Source organism: Pseudomonas sp. GL_091, assembly GCF_057837725.1.
On the sequence record NZ_CM174451.1, the window covers coordinates 4,549,650 to 4,564,453 of the forward strand.

The window sequence follows — 14,804 nt, forward strand, 5'->3', positions numbered from 1 at the left end:
TCGAAATGGAAGGCTTGATTGTTTCCAACGTTCTGCTCTGGGTGCTGCTGGTGGCCGTGGCGTTTGTCGTCATGGGCCTGGTGCGGCAGATTGGCGTGCTGCACGGTCGCCTGGCGCCGGCCGGCGCGCTGATGGTCGATAAAGGCGTGGCGGTCAATGAACCTGCGCCGCAAATCACTGCCAGCGACCGTCACGGTCGTCCGGTGAACTTCGGTTATGCCGGCGAGAAATCGCAACTGCTGTTCTTCCTCTCGCCGACCTGCCCGATCTGCAAGTCGCTGCTGCCGGCGATCAAATCCATCGCCAAGGAACAGGCCGGTAACCTCGACGTGGTGTTCGTCAGCGATGGCGACATGGACGCCCAGCAAGCGCTGATCCGCGAACACAAACTGGAAGACGCGACTTATGTGGTCGGCCCGGAAGTGGGCATGACCTACCAGATCGGCAAGCTGCCGTACGCCGCGCTGATCGACAAGGCCGGCACCCTGCGCGCCAAAGGCCTGGTCAACTCCCGCGAGCACCTGGACAGCCTGTTCGAAGTCGAGCACCTGAAGCACGCCACGCTGCAGCAGTACCTCAATGCCCAACCGCACAGCCACGATCACGACCACAGCCACGGCCATAGCCACTGATAAGGCAGGGAGACCTTTATGAAACTGCTGGATCTGTTGTTTGAGCGTTCGTCCCGCCGTGTCGCCGACACCACTTCGCGCCGCAAACTGCTGGCACGCATGGGTTCGCTGATGGTGGCCGGTGCCGCCCTGCCCTTGCTGTTGCCGCTGGATCGCACCAGCAAGGCCCTGGCCGCGGAGCCTGCACAGGCCGGCGACCCGGGTGATCCGAACAGCTGCGACTACTGGCGCTACTGCTCCATCGACGGCTTTCTGTGCAGCTGCTGCGGCGGGTCGGTGACGTCCTGCCCACCGGGCACCGAAGCCTCGCAAGTGACCTGGATCGGCACCTGCCGCAACCCGGCCGACGGCAAGGACTACATCATTTCGTACAACGACTGCTGCGGTAAGCAAAGCTGCGCCCAGTGCGCCTGCACCCGTAACGACAGTGAAGAACCGGCCTACCGCCCGTTCAACAACAACGATGTGAACTGGTGCCTGGCCGCCAAATCCCACATCTACCACTGCACCGTTTCGGTCATCCGCGGCGTCGCCGTTTAAAAAAACGCGCTTTGCGCCGGTTGTTCGCGCAATCGGCGGCTTTTTTTCTGTGGCTGCTTTTCTTTTTTTTAACTGCTCTCTGCACCTGTGTAGGAGCGAGCTTGCTCGCGAAGAACTCAAGCACGACGCGTTTAACCAGATAGCACGCGTTATCGTTGACGCCCTTCGCGAGCGAGCTCGCTCCTACAGAGTCCAGAGCCAAACCGGTCATCAGCGGAGTTGGGTTACATGCGTAGTTTGATATTGCTCGGTCTCGTCTGCGCCCTGAGCGCCCCGCTCGCCTATGCCCGGGCCATTCCTGACCCGAACCAGCATCACGCGCCGGGCAATGAATCGCTGCAAACCCCGATCGCCCAGGCCGGTTACAGCGTCGGCGTGAACTACCAACTGCAATGCGCCGGTTGCCACTTGGGCGACGGCAGCGGTTCCGCCGCCAACGACACGCCACGGATGAAAGGCTTTGTCGGCAATTTCCTGAAAGTCCCCGGTGGTCGCGAATTCCTCGTGCGGGTGCCGGGCATGTCGCAGTCGGCATTGAACAACGCGCAACTGGCGGACTTGCTCAACTGGCTGATGCGTGATGACGGCATGGCGGGCAACAGCCTGCCGGCCGACTATCAGCCCTACACCGCCGAAGAAGTCACGGCATTGCGCGCCAAGACCATGCTCAACTTGCCCGGCACCCGTGGTGAGTTGATCAAGGCCATGCGTGCCAAGGGCATCGCGATCGATGACGGGATGAATGACTGAGAGCGACGTGGTTCAGGTTCGACTATCTGGACGATGGACGCGTTGACGGCAAATAAGTAACGTAACCGGAGCTGTTTTCGAACCTGGAAAATCGAAAAGGGAGTTTGCATCGTGACCGAAGAGACAAAAACCAAAGGACCGGCTTCGTACTTTCCGTCCATTGAAAAAAAGTACGGGCAGCCGATCAGCCATTGGCTGGACCTGCTCAAGACCGTCAGCGACAAGAAACACATGGAGATGGTGGCCTGGCTCAAAACCGAACACGGCATGGGTCATGGCCACGCCAATGCGCTGGTTGCCTATCATCTGGCAGCCAGCAAAAGCGCCTAGCCACGGGTCCATCCTTCTCTGCGCTATCGGTGGTGCCGGGTAAAACCGGCTCCACCGTAAATCTTCTGTTGCCCTATCCTTTCATCCAACCCATCACGCCGGACATCGACCATGTCAGCCCCCGAATCCACCCTCCTCGACAGTTGGCACCACAACGCCCGGGCCTGGATCGACGCCATACGCAGCGGCACCATCGAAAGCCGCCTCAAGGTCACCGACCAGGCCATCCTGCTAGCGGTGCTGGGGCGCCAGCCCGAGCGTGTGCTCGACCTGGGTTGCGGCGAAGGCTGGTTGTTGCGTGCGCTGGCAAACCGGGGTATCGAGGCGGTCGGTGTCGATGGCGATGGGACGCTGGTGGAGGCGGCGCGGGCGGCGGGCGCTGCGCCGGTGCATTTGGCGAGCTATGAACAGTTGGCAGACGCGAAAGTCGACATCGGCCGCGACTACAACCTGATCTGCGCCAACTTCGCCCTGCTGCATCAGGACATCATCCCCCTGCTCGCCGCCATGAACACCCTGCTCGCCCCTGGCGGCGCGCTGGTGATCCAGACGCTACACCCGTGGGCGGCTGCGGCGGGGGATTATCAGGATGGTTGGCGGGAAGAGACTTTCTCTGGCTTCAAGGGGCAGTGGCAAGCCATGCCGTGGTATTTCCGCACCCTGTCCAGTTGGCTCAATGCGTTGGACATGGCGGGTTTTATGCTGGCCGGCTTGCAGGAGCCACAGCACCCGCAAAGCCCAGTGCCGCAGTCATTGCTGTTGGTGGCCGAACCGCGGCGCTGAGTGGCTTTCAAAGCCAGCACACAGATGCTGACTGCCAAGCAATCCTGTGGGAGCGGCGCATCTACTAAAGCGTCAGGCCAATTCCTTACGCAGCTGACGCGCAGCGTTGACCATATGCACCAGCGCCGCTTCGGTTTCCGGCCAGCCACGAGTTTTCAGGCCGCAGTCCGGGTTGACCCACAGGCGGTCGGCGGGAATACGCTTGGCGGCCTTGCGCAACAGGTTGGCCATTTCCGAGGAATCCGGCACCCTGGGCGAGTGGATGTCATACACGCCAGGGCCGATTTCGTTCGGGTAGGCAAAGGCTTCGAACGCGTCCAGCAGTTCCATGTCCGAGCGCGAGGTTTCGATGGTGATCACGTCGGCATCCATGGCGGCGATGGACTCGATCACATCGTTGAATTCGCTGTAGCACATGTGGGTGTGGATCTGGGTTTCGTCACGCACGCCGGAGGCGCACAGGCGGAACACTTCGGTCGCCCAGTCCAGGTAGTGCTGCCACTGCGCCTGACGCAACGGCAGGCCTTCGCGGAATGCGGCTTCGTCGATCTGCACGATCTTGATCCCGGCGGCTTCCAGGTCCACCACTTCGTCGCGAATTGCCAAGGCCAGTTGACGGGCCTGCACTTCGCGACTCACGTCTTCACGCGGGAACGACCACATCAGCATGGTCACGGGACCGGTCAGCATGCCCTTCATCACCTTGTCGGTGAGACCTTGGGCGTAGCGGATCCACTCCACGGTCATGGCTTTCGGACGGCTCAGGTCGCCGAAGATCACCGCCGGTTTCACACAACGCGAACCGTAGCTCTGGACCCAGCCGAAACGGGTGAACACGTAGCCATCGAGTTGCTCGGCGAAGTATTCGACCATGTCGTTACGCTCGGCTTCACCGTGCACCAGCACGTCCAGGCCCAGGTGTTCCTGCACTTGCACGGCGTGACGGATCTCGCTGTGCATGGCTTCGGTGTATTCGGCTTCGGTCAACTTGCCTTGCTTGAACGACTGGCGAGCCAGACGGATCGATGCGGTTTGCGGGAACGAACCGATGGTAGTGGTCGGAAACAGCGGCAGGTTCAGGCCAGCGCGCTGTTTCTCGATACGCTGGGCAAACTGCGAATGACGCTGGCTGTCCTTGGCGGTGATCGCCGCAACACGCGCCTGCACGGCCGGTTTGTGTATGCGTGGCGACGCCGCACGGCTGGCCTGCACGGCACGGCTTTGAGTCAGCGCTTCAAGCACCTTTAGCGCTTCCGGCTCGTTAACCGCCTGAGCCAGCACCGCGACTTCTTCACACTTCTGCACGGCAAACGCCAGCCAGCTTTTCAGTTCGGCATCGAGCTTGTCTTCACGCCCCAGGTCGACCGGGCTGTGCAGCAGCGAGCAGGATGGCGCGACCCACAGGCGATCACCCAGACGTTCTTGAGCGTGCTGCAAGATGGCCAAAGCGTTTTCCAGGTCGCAGCGCCAGACGTTACGGCCATTGACCAGGCCCAGCGACAGCACTTTGTAGGCAGGCAGGCGATCGAGGATGGTCGGGTACTGCTCAGGTGCGCGCACCAGATCGATGTGCAGGCCGTCCACCGGCAGGTTGGCGGCCAGGCCCAGGTTTTCTTCCAGACCACCGAAGTAAGTGGCGACCAGCTTCTTCAACGGGTCACGCTGAATCAGGTTGTAGGCCCGTTCAAAGGCGTTTTTCCATTCCTGTGGCAGGTCAAGCACCAGGATCGGTTCGTCGATTTGTACCCACTCGACGCCCTGTGCCGCCAGGCGCTGGAAGATCTGGCCGTACAGCGGCAACAGGCGATCCAGCAGCTCCAGCTTGTCGAAGTCGGCGCCCTTGGCCTTGCCCAGCCACAAGTAAGTCAGCGGGCCGATGATCACCGGTTTGACGTTGTGCCCCAGTGCGCGGGCTTCTTCGACTTCTTCGAACAACTGGTCCCAACCAAGTTGGAATTGCTGATCGACGCTGAATTCAGGGACGAGGTAGTGATAGTTGGTGTCGAACCACTTGGTCATTTCCTGGGCATGCGCGCCGCCGCAGCAACTGTCGCTCACACCGCGCGCCATGCCGAACAGGGTTTGCAGGCTGGCCTTGCCATCGTGCGGGCGGAACCGCTCCGGGATCACACCGAACATCAGCGAGTGGGTCAGGACCTGGTCGTACCAGGCGAAGTCACCGACCGGCAGCAGCTCGATGCCGGCCTTTTTCTGCAAGTCCCAGTGGGTCTTGCGCAGGTCGCGGCCCACGGTGCGCAGACCGGCTTCGTCGAGCTCGCCCTTCCAGAACGCCTCTTGAGCCTTTTTCAGTTCGCGGTCGCGACCAATGCGCGGAAATCCAAGGGAATGGGCCACAGCCATGTCAATTAACTCCAATGCGTTCAATGGGGCCATTGTCGACAGTGCTAGCGAATGAGACAAACTCATTTTAATCTTGATGATCACAAGTCCTTCTCATGATCGATGACACTGCACAGCCTGCACTGGATGGACACCTGGTTCAGCGTGCTCGCCCCAATGTTCAACCTGCACCTGAAAACCACTGGCGCGACCGAACCGTGGCGTGTGCGTAAGCCGGGCGTCGATGGCATCATCACCCGCTACGAAGTTTTCGATGCCCGCCACCCCCTCTGATCGGCTAAGGAATAGTCCCGATGCGTATCAAAACACTGCTGGCCTGTGCCACGGCGTTCTACCCGGACGCCACGGCGCAGACCGCCGGGATCAACCCATGACGGCCATTTTTCGGCCGCGTCCGACGTTGATTTTTTTGCTGCTGTTGCTGGTGCTGGTGTTCTGGTTGTCCCTGGCCCTCGGGCCGGTCAGCCTGCCCCTGGGCGATACGTTGCTGGGCGGGATGCGTCTGCTGGGGTTGCCGCTGGAAGGTGGCGACACGCAGCAGGCGCAGCTGATCCTCGGTCAGATTCGTCTGCCGCGCAGTCTGCTCGGTATCGCCGTCGGTTCGGTACTGGCGTTGTCCGGCGTGGCAATGCAGGGGTTGTTCCGCAATCCCTTGGCGGACCCTGGTCTGGTCGGCGTCTCGGGTGGTGCGGCGCTCGGTGCCGCCCTTGCCATCGTCGGCGGCAGCCTGCTCGGTGGCTTGCCGCCGGCGATCGAACCCTACTTGCTGTCGGTGAGCGCCTTCGCCGGTGGCTTGATCGTCACGGCAATGGTGTATCGCTTCGGTCGCCGCAACGGGCAAACCGACGTCGCCACCATGCTCTTGGCGGGTGTTGCGATGACGGCCATGGCCGGTGCCGGGGTCGGGCTGTTCACCTACCTGGCTGATGATGCGACCTTGCGTACCCTGACGTTCTGGAACCTGGGCAGCCTCAACGGTGCCAGTTACCCGCGTTTGTGGCCGTTGCTGTTCGTCACCCTGGGCGTGGCGTTGTGGTTGCCCCGTCGGGCGGCGGCGCTCAATGCATTGCTGCTGGGTGAGTCGGAGGCCCGTCATCTGGGCTTCGACATCGAGCGGATCAAGCTTGAGTTGGTGTTGTGCACGGCGCTCGGCGTCGGCGCGGCAGTCGCGGCGGCCGGCCTGATCGGTTTTATCGGTCTGGTGGTGCCGCATCTGATGCGCCTGCTGGTCGGCCCGGATCACCGGGTGTTGCTGCCCGCGTCGTTGCTGGCCGGTGCCAGCCTGCTGTTGCTGGCCGATCTGGCGGCGCGCCTGCTGTTGGCGCCGGCTGAATTGCCCATCGGCATCGTGACCGCACTGATCGGCGCTCCGTTTTTTCTTTATCTGCTGGTACGAGGGCGTTCCTGATGCTGCGGGCAAACAACTTGCTGGTACGTCGTGGCAACCGCACGGTACTGGCGAACATCGATATCGAGTTGCGCCCCGGTGAAGTGCTCGGCGTGCTGGGGCCGAATGGCGCCGGCAAAAGCACCCTGCTCGCCGCGTTATGCGGCGACCTGGCGACCAGCGTAGGAACGGTCCGCCTCGACGAGCGTCCACTCGCCGACTGGCCGGGTCAGGAGCGGGCCAAACGCCTGGCCGTGCTGCCGCAGAGTTCGAGCCTGAACTTTGCGTTTTCGGTCAATGAAGTCGTCGGCATGGGTCGCTTGCCCCATGCCAGCGGCCATGTGCGCGATGCCGAAATCGTCGCCGAGGCGCTCAAAGCCGCCGACGCCCTTCATCTTGCCGGACGCAGCTACCTGGCCCTGTCCGGCGGTGAACGCCAGCGCGTGCATCTTGCGCGGGTGCTCGCTCAGCTCTGGCCGGGTGCCGAAGGGCAAACCCTGCTGCTCGATGAACCGACGTCAATGCTCGATCCGCTGCACCAGCACACCATTTTGCAAGCCGTGCGTGACTTCGCCGAGCGCGGCGCCGCGGTGCTGGTGATCCTGCACGACCTCAACCTGGCCGCACGTTACTGCGATCAACTACTGTTGTTGCAACAGGGCCTGCCCCACGCCTACGGTCCACCGGCAGAAGTGCTGACCGCCGAAGCGCTGGCAGCGGTGTATGGGTTGGAGGTGCTGATTCACCAACACCCGGAACGCGGCCACCCGTTGATCATCGCGCGCTGATACCGCCCCCTCTTCCGTCATCGAGGGGGCACCTGTCCAATAAGGAAAACCGATGCGCTTTGTGTTGCTCTGTGCATTCAGCCTGTTGGCTGCCTGCCAAACCCATCAGGTCACACCACTGCCGGCGCCTATCGCCCCGCAAGGGCGTGATCACACCGACCTCGGGGTCATCCGCGAACTCGCCACGGGCCGTACGCTGACGCCGCAAGAACTGGTCGAACGTCTGACCGTTGCGCCGCGTGTTCTGATCGGTGAGCAGCACGACAACCCGGACCACCACGCCCTGCAATTGTGGCTGCTGCGCGAGCTGGCGGCGCAACGGGCCCAGGGCAGCCTGCTGATGGAAATGCTCAACCCCGATCAACAGGCCAGGGTCGATGCCGCGCAAGCCGCGACCCACGCTGGTCAGCCACCGGCCGATGCGTTCACGGCGCTGGCCTGGCAGGCCAATTGGGACTGGAGCGTGTATGGCGCACTGGTCACCTACGCGCTAAGGCAACCGTATCCGCTGCTGGCGGCGAACCTGGACCGGGCGCAGATCATGCAGATCTACAAACAGCGCCCGGTACTCACGGGGCAAGCGTCCACCACCCAACAGGTGCGGGCGACCTTGCTGGACGACATCCGCGAATCCCATTGCGGCCTGCTGCCCGAAGCGCAGATGCCGGCGATGCTCGCCGTTCAGCAGCAGCGTGACCGGCGCATGGCCGAACGCCTGATGGCCGCGCCGACACCGGCGTTGCTGCTGGCCGGTGCCTTCCACGTACGCAAGGATCTGGGGGTGCCGCTGCACCTGAAAGACCTCGGTGCCGGTGAAGGGAATACGGTGCTGATCCTGGCCGAAGCGGGCAAGACCGTGACCGCCGAGAGTGCGGATTACGTGTGGTACACCGCCGCGCAACCGGAACAGGATCATTGTGCGGAGCTGCGTCGTTGAACCCAGGCGAAACATTGTGGTGAGGGGGCTTGCTGTGGCGGCGCGACACTATGTCACGCCTCTACGTCGGTCCAATGGTCGTATCCACCCCTCCGGCACCGGCACAGTTTGTTAACATCCCCGCGATTTTTTCGTCTGTACAGTCATCACGCTGTCATTTCAGCCTGTTCAACAGGATGCTTTTTTCCATGAGTACTTTGTATACCCGCCGAACCGTCCTGCAAGGCATGGGCCTGTTGAGCCTGGGCCTGCTCGCCGGTTGCGACGACAGCAGCAAGCTGTCGTTCAAGTACGGCAAAGACCTCAGCGACAAGATCATGGGGCGTAACTTCAAGCTCAAGAACGCTCAGGGCGAAACCCGGATGCTGGGCAGCTATCGCGGCCTGATGCCGATGGTGTTCTTCGGTTTCACCCAGTGCCCGGCCGTGTGCCCGACCACCCTGGCCCGTGCGGCCCAGGCCAAAAAGCTGATGGGTCGCGATGGCGAAAGGCTGCAGGTGATCTTCATCACCCTGGACCCTGAGCGCGACACACCCGAGATGATCGATAAATACGTGAAAGCCTTCGACCCGAGTTTCGAAGCGCTGTACGGCACCCTGGAAGAAACCGCCGCCACCGCCAAGGAATTTGGCGTGTTCTTTGAAAAAGTGCCGAGCGGCGATACCTATACCCTCTCCCATACCGCGACCAGCTATGTCTTCGACTCCCGGGGCACTCTGCGCCTGGGACTGTCCACGTCCCTGACGGCCCAAGAGTGCGCAGAAGACCTGCTCACCGTGATGGAGGTTTGCTGAAATGAATACCCCGCAGGCTAAAAACCGTTTCGCACAACGCTGCAAGCAACTGGCGCTGGGCTTGTCCCTGGTTGGCCTGGCCTTTCAGGTGTCGGCACAAACCGAGGTCGAAGACGCCTGGGTCCGCGCCACCGTGGCCGGCCAGCCGTCAAGCGGTGCCTTCATGACCGTCACCGCGAGCAGCGACAGCAAACTGCTGAGCGTGCAAACGCCGGTTGCCGGGCTTGTGCAGATTCATGAAATGAGCATGAAAGACGACGTGATGAAAATGCAGCAGGTGGGCGCCGTCGCGCTGCCCGCCGGTAAAGCGGTGAGCTTCGATCCCAATGGCTACCACATCATGCTCATGAACCTGACGGCCCAGATCAAGGAAGGCGACAAGGTGCCACTGACCCTGACCGTCGAAGACGCCAAGGGCGAGAAACAGTCGATTCAGGTTGAAGCCGTTGCCAAGGCGATTGGCACCATGGATCACAGCAAGATGATGCATGATCATAGCAAGATGAATTGATTTACCCGTAGTATCGCAACACAAAAAGATCGCAGACTGCGGCAGCTCCCGTGAAACCCGTGTAGGAGCGGCCGCAGGCTGCGATCTTTTTTTTAGAAATCAAGACCTGTTCATGTCAACTCAAACGAGCTTGAGCACGACGTTGATGTTGTTGCGCGTGGCTTTCGAGTACGGGCAGTACTGGTGCCCGGTGTCGACGATTTTTTGTGCGGTTTCACGGTCCAGCCCCGGCAGGCTGACATTGAGCCGCGCCTGCAGCAGGTAGCCGCCTTCATTGGTGCCCAGGTCGACTTCGGCATCGACGGCCACATCCTTGGGCAGCGCCACTTTCATTTCCCTGGCCGCAACCTGCATGGCGCCGATGAAACAGGCTGACCAGCCGGCAGAGAACAGTTGCTCGGGGTTAGTACCGCCACCGCCCGCACCTGGCGACGACAGCTTCACATCGAGGATTCCGTCGGAGCTGCGGGACGCGCCGTCACGCCCGCCGGTGGTGTGGGTTTGGGCGGTGTACAACACTTTATCGATCTGGTTCATGGTGACCTCCTGATTGAGTTGTAAGAAACCGGTTTTAACGCCCCATCCGGTCGCTGGGATGGTCAATCAATATAGACGTCACAGGCCCACACCGTGGTCGATCCGACCGGTGCCCGCTTCTTCTTTATTTACGCGCCAACTTGTACCTGACGCAGTCCTCATAAAAGCTCTGCCGTACAGCAGTCGGTTTCAATCGCGACGGACTGTCATAAGTTTGCTCTGTAATACCAAGTGCCATCATGCGCATCCAGGTTTTGGCGAACTTGTAAGCCTGGATTTTCTGGCGGGCGGCATACAAGGAAACGCCTGAAAGCTTGAGTTCCTGAGCCCTTGCCGCGGTGCCCGCGCCCCAACTGCACATGTACTGATCATTGCTGGCCAGTTCTTTTGCTTGAGCCGAATGGGCTATACCCGCAGCAACTAGCGGAATTAACGCGATCCATATCTTGCGCATCTTGACCTATTTAACTAGCTGAAAATCAACTAATTTTGCTGAGGATTTTTAAACTTGTGGGCCAGCATCGTGCCTTTTCTGCAAATTAATGCGAAAACCAGATGGGTGATGCCATTTCTTGCGAGTTTTCAATCCTTTGCTATAGCTAAGACTCTCAATCGCCAACTAAGTGAGGCAACGGAATGTCAGTCGCAAAGAAAATGAGTGTGGGGCAACTGACAATGTTGACCGCCGTCAACATGTTGGGCTCCGGCATTGTGCTGCTACCGACGAAACTCGCGGAAGTCGGTGCAATTTCGATCCTCTCCTGGCTGGTGACGGCCACCGGTTCCCTCGCTCTTGCCTACGCCTTTGCACGATGCGGGATGCTCAGCCGCAAGACCGGCGGCATGGGCGGTTATGCCGAATACACGTTCGGTAAAGCAGGTAACTACATCACCAACTACACCTACGGTCTCTCGCTGTTGATTGCCAACGTGGCGATCAGTATTACCGCGGTCGGCTATATCCAGGTGTTGTTCGGGATAAAACTTGATTCGCTGCAAGTAGGCCTGGCCACTATTGCTCTGTTGTGGATCACCACCTTCGCCAACTTTGGCGGCGCCAGCATTACCGGCCGGATCGGCGCGATCACCGTCTGGGGTGTGATTGCTCCGGTGGTGTTGGTGTCCACGGTGGGCTGGTTCTGGTTCGACAGCAGCGTTTACGCCGCTGGCTGGAACCCCCACGACAAGGGCTGGTTCGAAGCGGCAGGCGCCTCGGTGGCGATCACCCTGTGGGCCTTCCTCGGCCTGGAATCGGCTTGCGCCAACACCGACGCGGTGGAAAACCCTGAGCGCAACGTACCGATTGCCGTGCTGGGCGGCACCCTGGGTGCGGCGGTGATCTACATCGTCTCCACCAACGTCATCTTCGGTATCGTCGGCAACGAAGAACTGGTCGCATCCACCGCGCCGTTCGGCCTGGTGTTCGCCAAGATGTTCACCCCAATGGTCGGGGACATCGTGATGGCGGCCATGGTGCTCGCCTGCATCGGTTCGCTGCTGGGTTGGCAGTTCACCATCGCCCAAGTGTACAAAAGCTCGGCGGACACCGGTTACTTCCTGTCGATCTTCGCCAAGGCCAACAAGGCAGGAACCCCGATTGTCGGCATGCTGGTACTGCTCGCTGCACAGACCGCACTGGCCCTGCTCACCATCAGCCCCGACTTGAGCAAGCAGTTCGATACCCTGGTCAACCTCGCAGTGGTGACCAACCTGGTGCCTTACATCCTGTCCATGGCCGCGCTGATGACCATGCAGAAAGTCTCCAACGTGCCGGAAGGCAAGGCACTGGTGACCAACGTCATTGCCCTGATCGCGGCGGCCTACAGCTACCTGGCGCTGTACAGTTCCGGTGAACAGGCCCTGATGCTGGGCGGCGTGGCCACGATCGTTGGTTACACCCTGTTCGGCTTCGTCAACAACCGCCTGATCCGCCTCGAAGCACTCAACAACAGCGTGCCGACGCAAACCGTCAGCGCGCAGCACCTCACTGCCGAGCCAGTGCCGGTGAACAATCTGAATACAGCCACTATGGAGGTTCAAGCATGACGGAATATAAACACTCGCTGGGCATGTTGGCGCTACTGGTCAGCAGTCCGCCGGACAAACGAACGGTGTTTGGCCGCGCCCTGGATCAACTGGTCCACGACGTAGAGGGCCGTGGTGTCAGTGTACTGGCCTCGGAAAGCCTCACCGATGCCGCCTCGATCCTGCGCTCGGACCCGGCCATTCAATGCGTGCTCATCCGATGGGAAATGGACACCAGCGAAGGCCACGCCGACTGCACCAAATTGCTGGTCAAGCTGCGCGAGCGCAACACCCGGGTGCCGGTGTTCCTGATCAGTGACCGTACCACCGCGTCGACCATTCCGTTATTGGTCATGCAACACGCCGACGACTTCATCTGGCTGCCCGAGGACACCTCCCGCTTCCTCAGCGGGCGCATCCTGGCGGCCATCGAACGCTATCGCCAGGCCGCCCTGCCGCCGATGTTCGGCGCACTGGTGAAGTTTGCCCGCAACTATGAATACTCGTGGCACACCCCCGGCCATGCCGGCGGCACCGCGTTCCTGAAAAGCACCGCAGGCCGGGCCTTCTACGAGTTCTTCGGCGAGAACCTGCTGCGTTCCGACCTGTCGATCTCGGTTGGCGAACTCGGATCGCTGCTCGATCACAGCGGCCCTATCGGCCAGGGCGAACGCTATGCCGCCAAGGTCTTCGGCGCCCACCGCACGTATTACGTGACCAACGGCTCGTCGATGTCCAACCGCGTCATCCTCATGGCCAGCGTCACGCGCAACCAGATCGCCCTGTGCGACCGCAATTGCCACAAGTCCGCCGAGCATGCGATGACCCTGTCCGGGGCGATTCCAACCTACCTGGTGCCGACCCGCAACCGCTACGGCATCATCGGCCCGATCCTGCCGCAGACCCTGAGCGCCGAAGGCGTGAAAGCCGCCATCGCCAGCAACCCGCTGGTCAAGCCAGGTATCGACCCGACGCCGGTGCACGCCATTGTCACCAACTCCACCTACGACGGCCTGACCTACAACGTCACCCGCGTCGAAGACCTGCTGGGCGAAAGCGTTGACCGTCTGCACTTCGACGAAGCCTGGTACGGTTATGCGCGTTTCAACCCGCTGTACAGCGGACGCCATGCCATGCACGGCAATCCGGCCGATCACGACAAGTCCAAGCCGACCGTGTTCGCCACCCAGTCGACCCACAAATTGCTGGCCGCCCTGTCCCAGGCCTCGATGATCCACGTGCGCGACGGGCGTAACCCGATCGAACATGCGCGCTTCAACGAGTCGTACATGATGCACGCCTCGACCTCGCCGAACTACGCGATCATGGCGTCCTGCGACGTCAGCTCGGCGATGATGGAAGCACCGAGTGGGCAGATCCTCACCAACGAGTCGATTGAAGAAGCCATCAGCTTCCGCCAGGTCCTCTCGCGCATGCACAACGAGATGCTGAGCAAGGATGACTGGTTCTTCACCTGCTGGCAGCCGCCGACCGTACAGGTTGGCGCAGCGACCGTGCCGTTCCATGAGGTCGACCCGGCTACGCTTAAAACCGACCCGAACTGCTGGGTCCTGCACCCGAACGCGGTATGGCACGGTTTCGGCGACATCGAAGACGGCTACTGCATGCTCGATCCGATCAAGGTTTCGGTACTTGCCCCGGGCATGGGCGACGACGGCAACCTGCTCGCCAACGGCATCCCCGCCTGCGTAGTCACCGCGTACCTGGGTCGTCAGGGTATCGTGGTCGAGAAAACCACCGACTTCACCATCCTGTTCCTGTTCTCCATCGGTATCACCAAAGGCAAATGGGGCACGCTGCTCAATGCCCTGCTCGACTTCAAACGTGACTACGACGACAACGCCGAGCTCGAGCTGTGCCTGCCCGACCTGTACAACGCCAACCAGCAACGCTATGCCGGCATGGGCCTGAAGGATCTGGCCGACGAAATCTTCGCCGCCATGAAGAAACACAAGACCACCGCCAACATGTCCCAGGCCTTCGGCACCCTGCCAAAAGCCGAGTTCAGTCCGGTGGAGGCCTACGAAAAACTGGTGCGCAACGACATCGAACTGGTCACCCTCAACGAAGCCGCCGGACGCCTTGCCGCCACCGGTATCGTGCCGTACCCACCAGGCATCCCGCTACTCATGCCGGGTGAGAACGCAGGGCCTGCGGACGGTCCGTTGCTGGCGTATCTCAAGGCACTGGAAGCCTTCGACAAATCCTTCCCCGGCTTCACCCATGACACCCACGGGATCGAGGTTGAGGATGGCGTTTATCGGATGCTGGTACTGAAATAAGTCACGCAGCTTCACCGCAACACCTGTGGGAGCGAGCTGTGGCGAGGGGGCTTGCCCCCGTTTGAGTGCGCAGCACTCACAAGATCTTCGAAACATCGGAAATTTTGGGGCTGCTTCGCAACCCAA

Annotated in this window: 15 protein-coding genes and 1 pseudogene; 13 read left to right on the forward strand and 3 right to left on the reverse strand. The window is 61.1% G+C overall.

The window, feature by feature from the left end; translation table 11 throughout:
• Positions 1-5 precede the first annotated feature (5 nt).
• The 5 genes from mauD (at position 6) to AC3ITY_RS20635 (ending at position 3,035) form a co-directional block, all read left to right on the forward strand.
• A complete protein-coding gene (mauD, locus tag AC3ITY_RS20615) occupies positions 6-632 on the forward strand; it encodes a methylamine dehydrogenase accessory protein MauD (protein WP_489304616.1) in 627 nt (208 codons plus the stop codon).
• An 18-nt stretch (positions 633-650) separates the two neighbouring features.
• Complete coding sequence (locus tag AC3ITY_RS20620) at positions 651-1,172, forward strand: methylamine dehydrogenase light chain (protein ID WP_008050506.1); 522 nt, start codon at positions 651-653, stop codon at positions 1,170-1,172.
• A gap of 228 nt (positions 1,173-1,400) precedes the next feature.
• Entirely contained in the window at positions 1,401-1,922 is a 522-nt protein-coding gene (locus AC3ITY_RS20625) for a cytochrome C (protein ID WP_489304617.1), read from the forward strand.
• A gap of 111 nt (positions 1,923-2,033) precedes the next feature.
• On the forward strand, positions 2,034-2,252 hold the full coding sequence (locus tag AC3ITY_RS20630) for a DUF4287 domain-containing protein (RefSeq protein ID WP_150725287.1): 219 nt from the start codon (positions 2,034-2,036) through the stop codon (positions 2,250-2,252).
• A 111-nt stretch (positions 2,253-2,363) separates the two neighbouring features.
• Positions 2,364-3,035, forward strand: coding sequence for a class I SAM-dependent methyltransferase (locus AC3ITY_RS20635; RefSeq protein WP_223457833.1), 672 nt, complete (start codon positions 2,364-2,366; stop codon positions 3,033-3,035).
• Between the two features lie 72 nt (positions 3,036-3,107).
• On the opposite strand, the gene metE is transcribed toward AC3ITY_RS20635, so the two are convergent.
• Positions 3,108-5,396, reverse strand: a complete 2,289-nt coding sequence (metE, locus tag AC3ITY_RS20640; protein WP_489304618.1) for a 5-methyltetrahydropteroyltriglutamate--homocysteine S-methyltransferase — start codon at positions 5,394-5,396, stop codon at positions 3,108-3,110.
• 114 nt (positions 5,397-5,510) lie between these two features.
• Here metE and AC3ITY_RS20645 point away from each other — a divergent pair.
• The 6 genes and pseudogenes from AC3ITY_RS20645 to AC3ITY_RS20670 all read left to right on the forward strand — a co-directional run.
• Positions 5,511-5,654, forward strand: a pseudogene (locus tag AC3ITY_RS20645) (hemin-degrading factor); the annotation flags it as partial.
• A 166-nt stretch (positions 5,655-5,820) separates the two neighbouring features.
• Positions 5,821-6,804: a FecCD family ABC transporter permease gene (locus tag AC3ITY_RS20650; protein WP_489310959.1), complete on the forward strand. Its 984-nt coding sequence runs from the start codon at positions 5,821-5,823 to the stop codon at positions 6,802-6,804.
• Positions 6,804-7,571: a heme ABC transporter ATP-binding protein gene (locus AC3ITY_RS20655; RefSeq protein WP_489304619.1), complete on the forward strand. Its 768-nt coding sequence runs from the start codon at positions 6,804-6,806 to the stop codon at positions 7,569-7,571. Before AC3ITY_RS20650 ends, AC3ITY_RS20655 begins: the two co-directional genes overlap by 1 nt.
• 52 nt (positions 7,572-7,623) lie before the next feature.
• Positions 7,624-8,508: a ChaN family lipoprotein gene (locus tag AC3ITY_RS20660; RefSeq protein ID WP_489304620.1), complete on the forward strand. Its 885-nt coding sequence runs from the start codon at positions 7,624-7,626 to the stop codon at positions 8,506-8,508.
• Positions 8,509-8,696: 188 nt separating this feature from the next.
• Positions 8,697-9,302, forward strand: coding sequence for an SCO family protein (locus tag AC3ITY_RS20665; protein ID WP_095945888.1), 606 nt, complete (start codon positions 8,697-8,699; stop codon positions 9,300-9,302).
• A 1-nt stretch (position 9,303) separates the two neighbouring features.
• The gene (locus tag AC3ITY_RS20670; RefSeq protein ID WP_489304621.1) at positions 9,304-9,813 is read left to right on the forward strand and encodes a copper chaperone PCu(A)C; all 510 of its coding nucleotides are present in this window, start codon (positions 9,304-9,306) and stop codon (positions 9,811-9,813) included.
• A gap of 120 nt (positions 9,814-9,933) precedes the next feature.
• On the opposite strand, the gene AC3ITY_RS20675 is transcribed toward AC3ITY_RS20670, so the two are convergent.
• Together AC3ITY_RS20675 and AC3ITY_RS20680 are read right to left on the reverse strand one after the other, a co-directional pair.
• A complete protein-coding gene (locus tag AC3ITY_RS20675; protein WP_150725279.1) occupies positions 9,934-10,350 on the reverse strand; it encodes an organic hydroperoxide resistance protein in 417 nt (138 codons plus the stop codon).
• A gap of 124 nt (positions 10,351-10,474) precedes the next feature.
• Complete coding sequence (locus tag AC3ITY_RS20680; protein WP_489304622.1) at positions 10,475-10,804, reverse strand: hypothetical protein; 330 nt, start codon at positions 10,802-10,804, stop codon at positions 10,475-10,477.
• A gap of 182 nt (positions 10,805-10,986) precedes the next feature.
• On the opposite strand from AC3ITY_RS20680, the gene potE reads away from it, so the two are divergent.
• The gene (potE, locus tag AC3ITY_RS20685; RefSeq protein WP_046040324.1) at positions 10,987-12,396 is read left to right on the forward strand and encodes a putrescine-ornithine antiporter; all 1,410 of its coding nucleotides are present in this window, start codon (positions 10,987-10,989) and stop codon (positions 12,394-12,396) included.
• Positions 12,393-14,678, forward strand: a complete 2,286-nt coding sequence (locus tag AC3ITY_RS20690; RefSeq protein ID WP_489304623.1) for an Orn/Lys/Arg family decarboxylase — start codon at positions 12,393-12,395, stop codon at positions 14,676-14,678. The genes potE and AC3ITY_RS20690 overlap by 4 nt, the downstream gene beginning before the upstream one ends.
• Positions 14,679-14,804 lie beyond the last annotated feature (126 nt).

Coding starts and splice junctions, on each gene's coding strand:
- mauD (WP_489304616.1), top strand. CDS start 6: ATGGAAGGCTTGATTGTTTCCAACGTTCTGCTCTGGGTGCTGCTGGTG.
- AC3ITY_RS20620 (WP_008050506.1), top strand. CDS start 651: ATGAAACTGCTGGATCTGTTGTTTGAGCGTTCGTCCCGCCGTGTCGCC.
- AC3ITY_RS20625 (WP_489304617.1), top strand. CDS start 1,401: ATGCGTAGTTTGATATTGCTCGGTCTCGTCTGCGCCCTGAGCGCCCCG.
- AC3ITY_RS20635 (WP_223457833.1), top strand. CDS start 2,364: ATGTCAGCCCCCGAATCCACCCTCCTCGACAGTTGGCACCACAACGCC.
- metE (WP_489304618.1), bottom strand. CDS start 5,396: ATGGCTGTGGCCCATTCCCTTGGATTTCCGCGCATTGGTCGCGACCGC.
- AC3ITY_RS20655 (WP_489304619.1), top strand. CDS start 6,804: ATGCTGCGGGCAAACAACTTGCTGGTACGTCGTGGCAACCGCACGGTA.
- AC3ITY_RS20660 (WP_489304620.1), top strand. CDS start 7,624: ATGCGCTTTGTGTTGCTCTGTGCATTCAGCCTGTTGGCTGCCTGCCAA.
- AC3ITY_RS20665 (WP_095945888.1), top strand. CDS start 8,697: ATGAGTACTTTGTATACCCGCCGAACCGTCCTGCAAGGCATGGGCCTG.
- AC3ITY_RS20670 (WP_489304621.1), top strand. CDS start 9,304: ATGAATACCCCGCAGGCTAAAAACCGTTTCGCACAACGCTGCAAGCAA.
- AC3ITY_RS20675 (WP_150725279.1), bottom strand. CDS start 10,350: ATGAACCAGATCGATAAAGTGTTGTACACCGCCCAAACCCACACCACC.
- AC3ITY_RS20680 (WP_489304622.1), bottom strand. CDS start 10,804: ATGCGCAAGATATGGATCGCGTTAATTCCGCTAGTTGCTGCGGGTATA.
- potE (WP_046040324.1), top strand. CDS start 10,987: ATGTCAGTCGCAAAGAAAATGAGTGTGGGGCAACTGACAATGTTGACC.
- AC3ITY_RS20690 (WP_489304623.1), top strand. CDS start 12,393: ATGACGGAATATAAACACTCGCTGGGCATGTTGGCGCTACTGGTCAGC.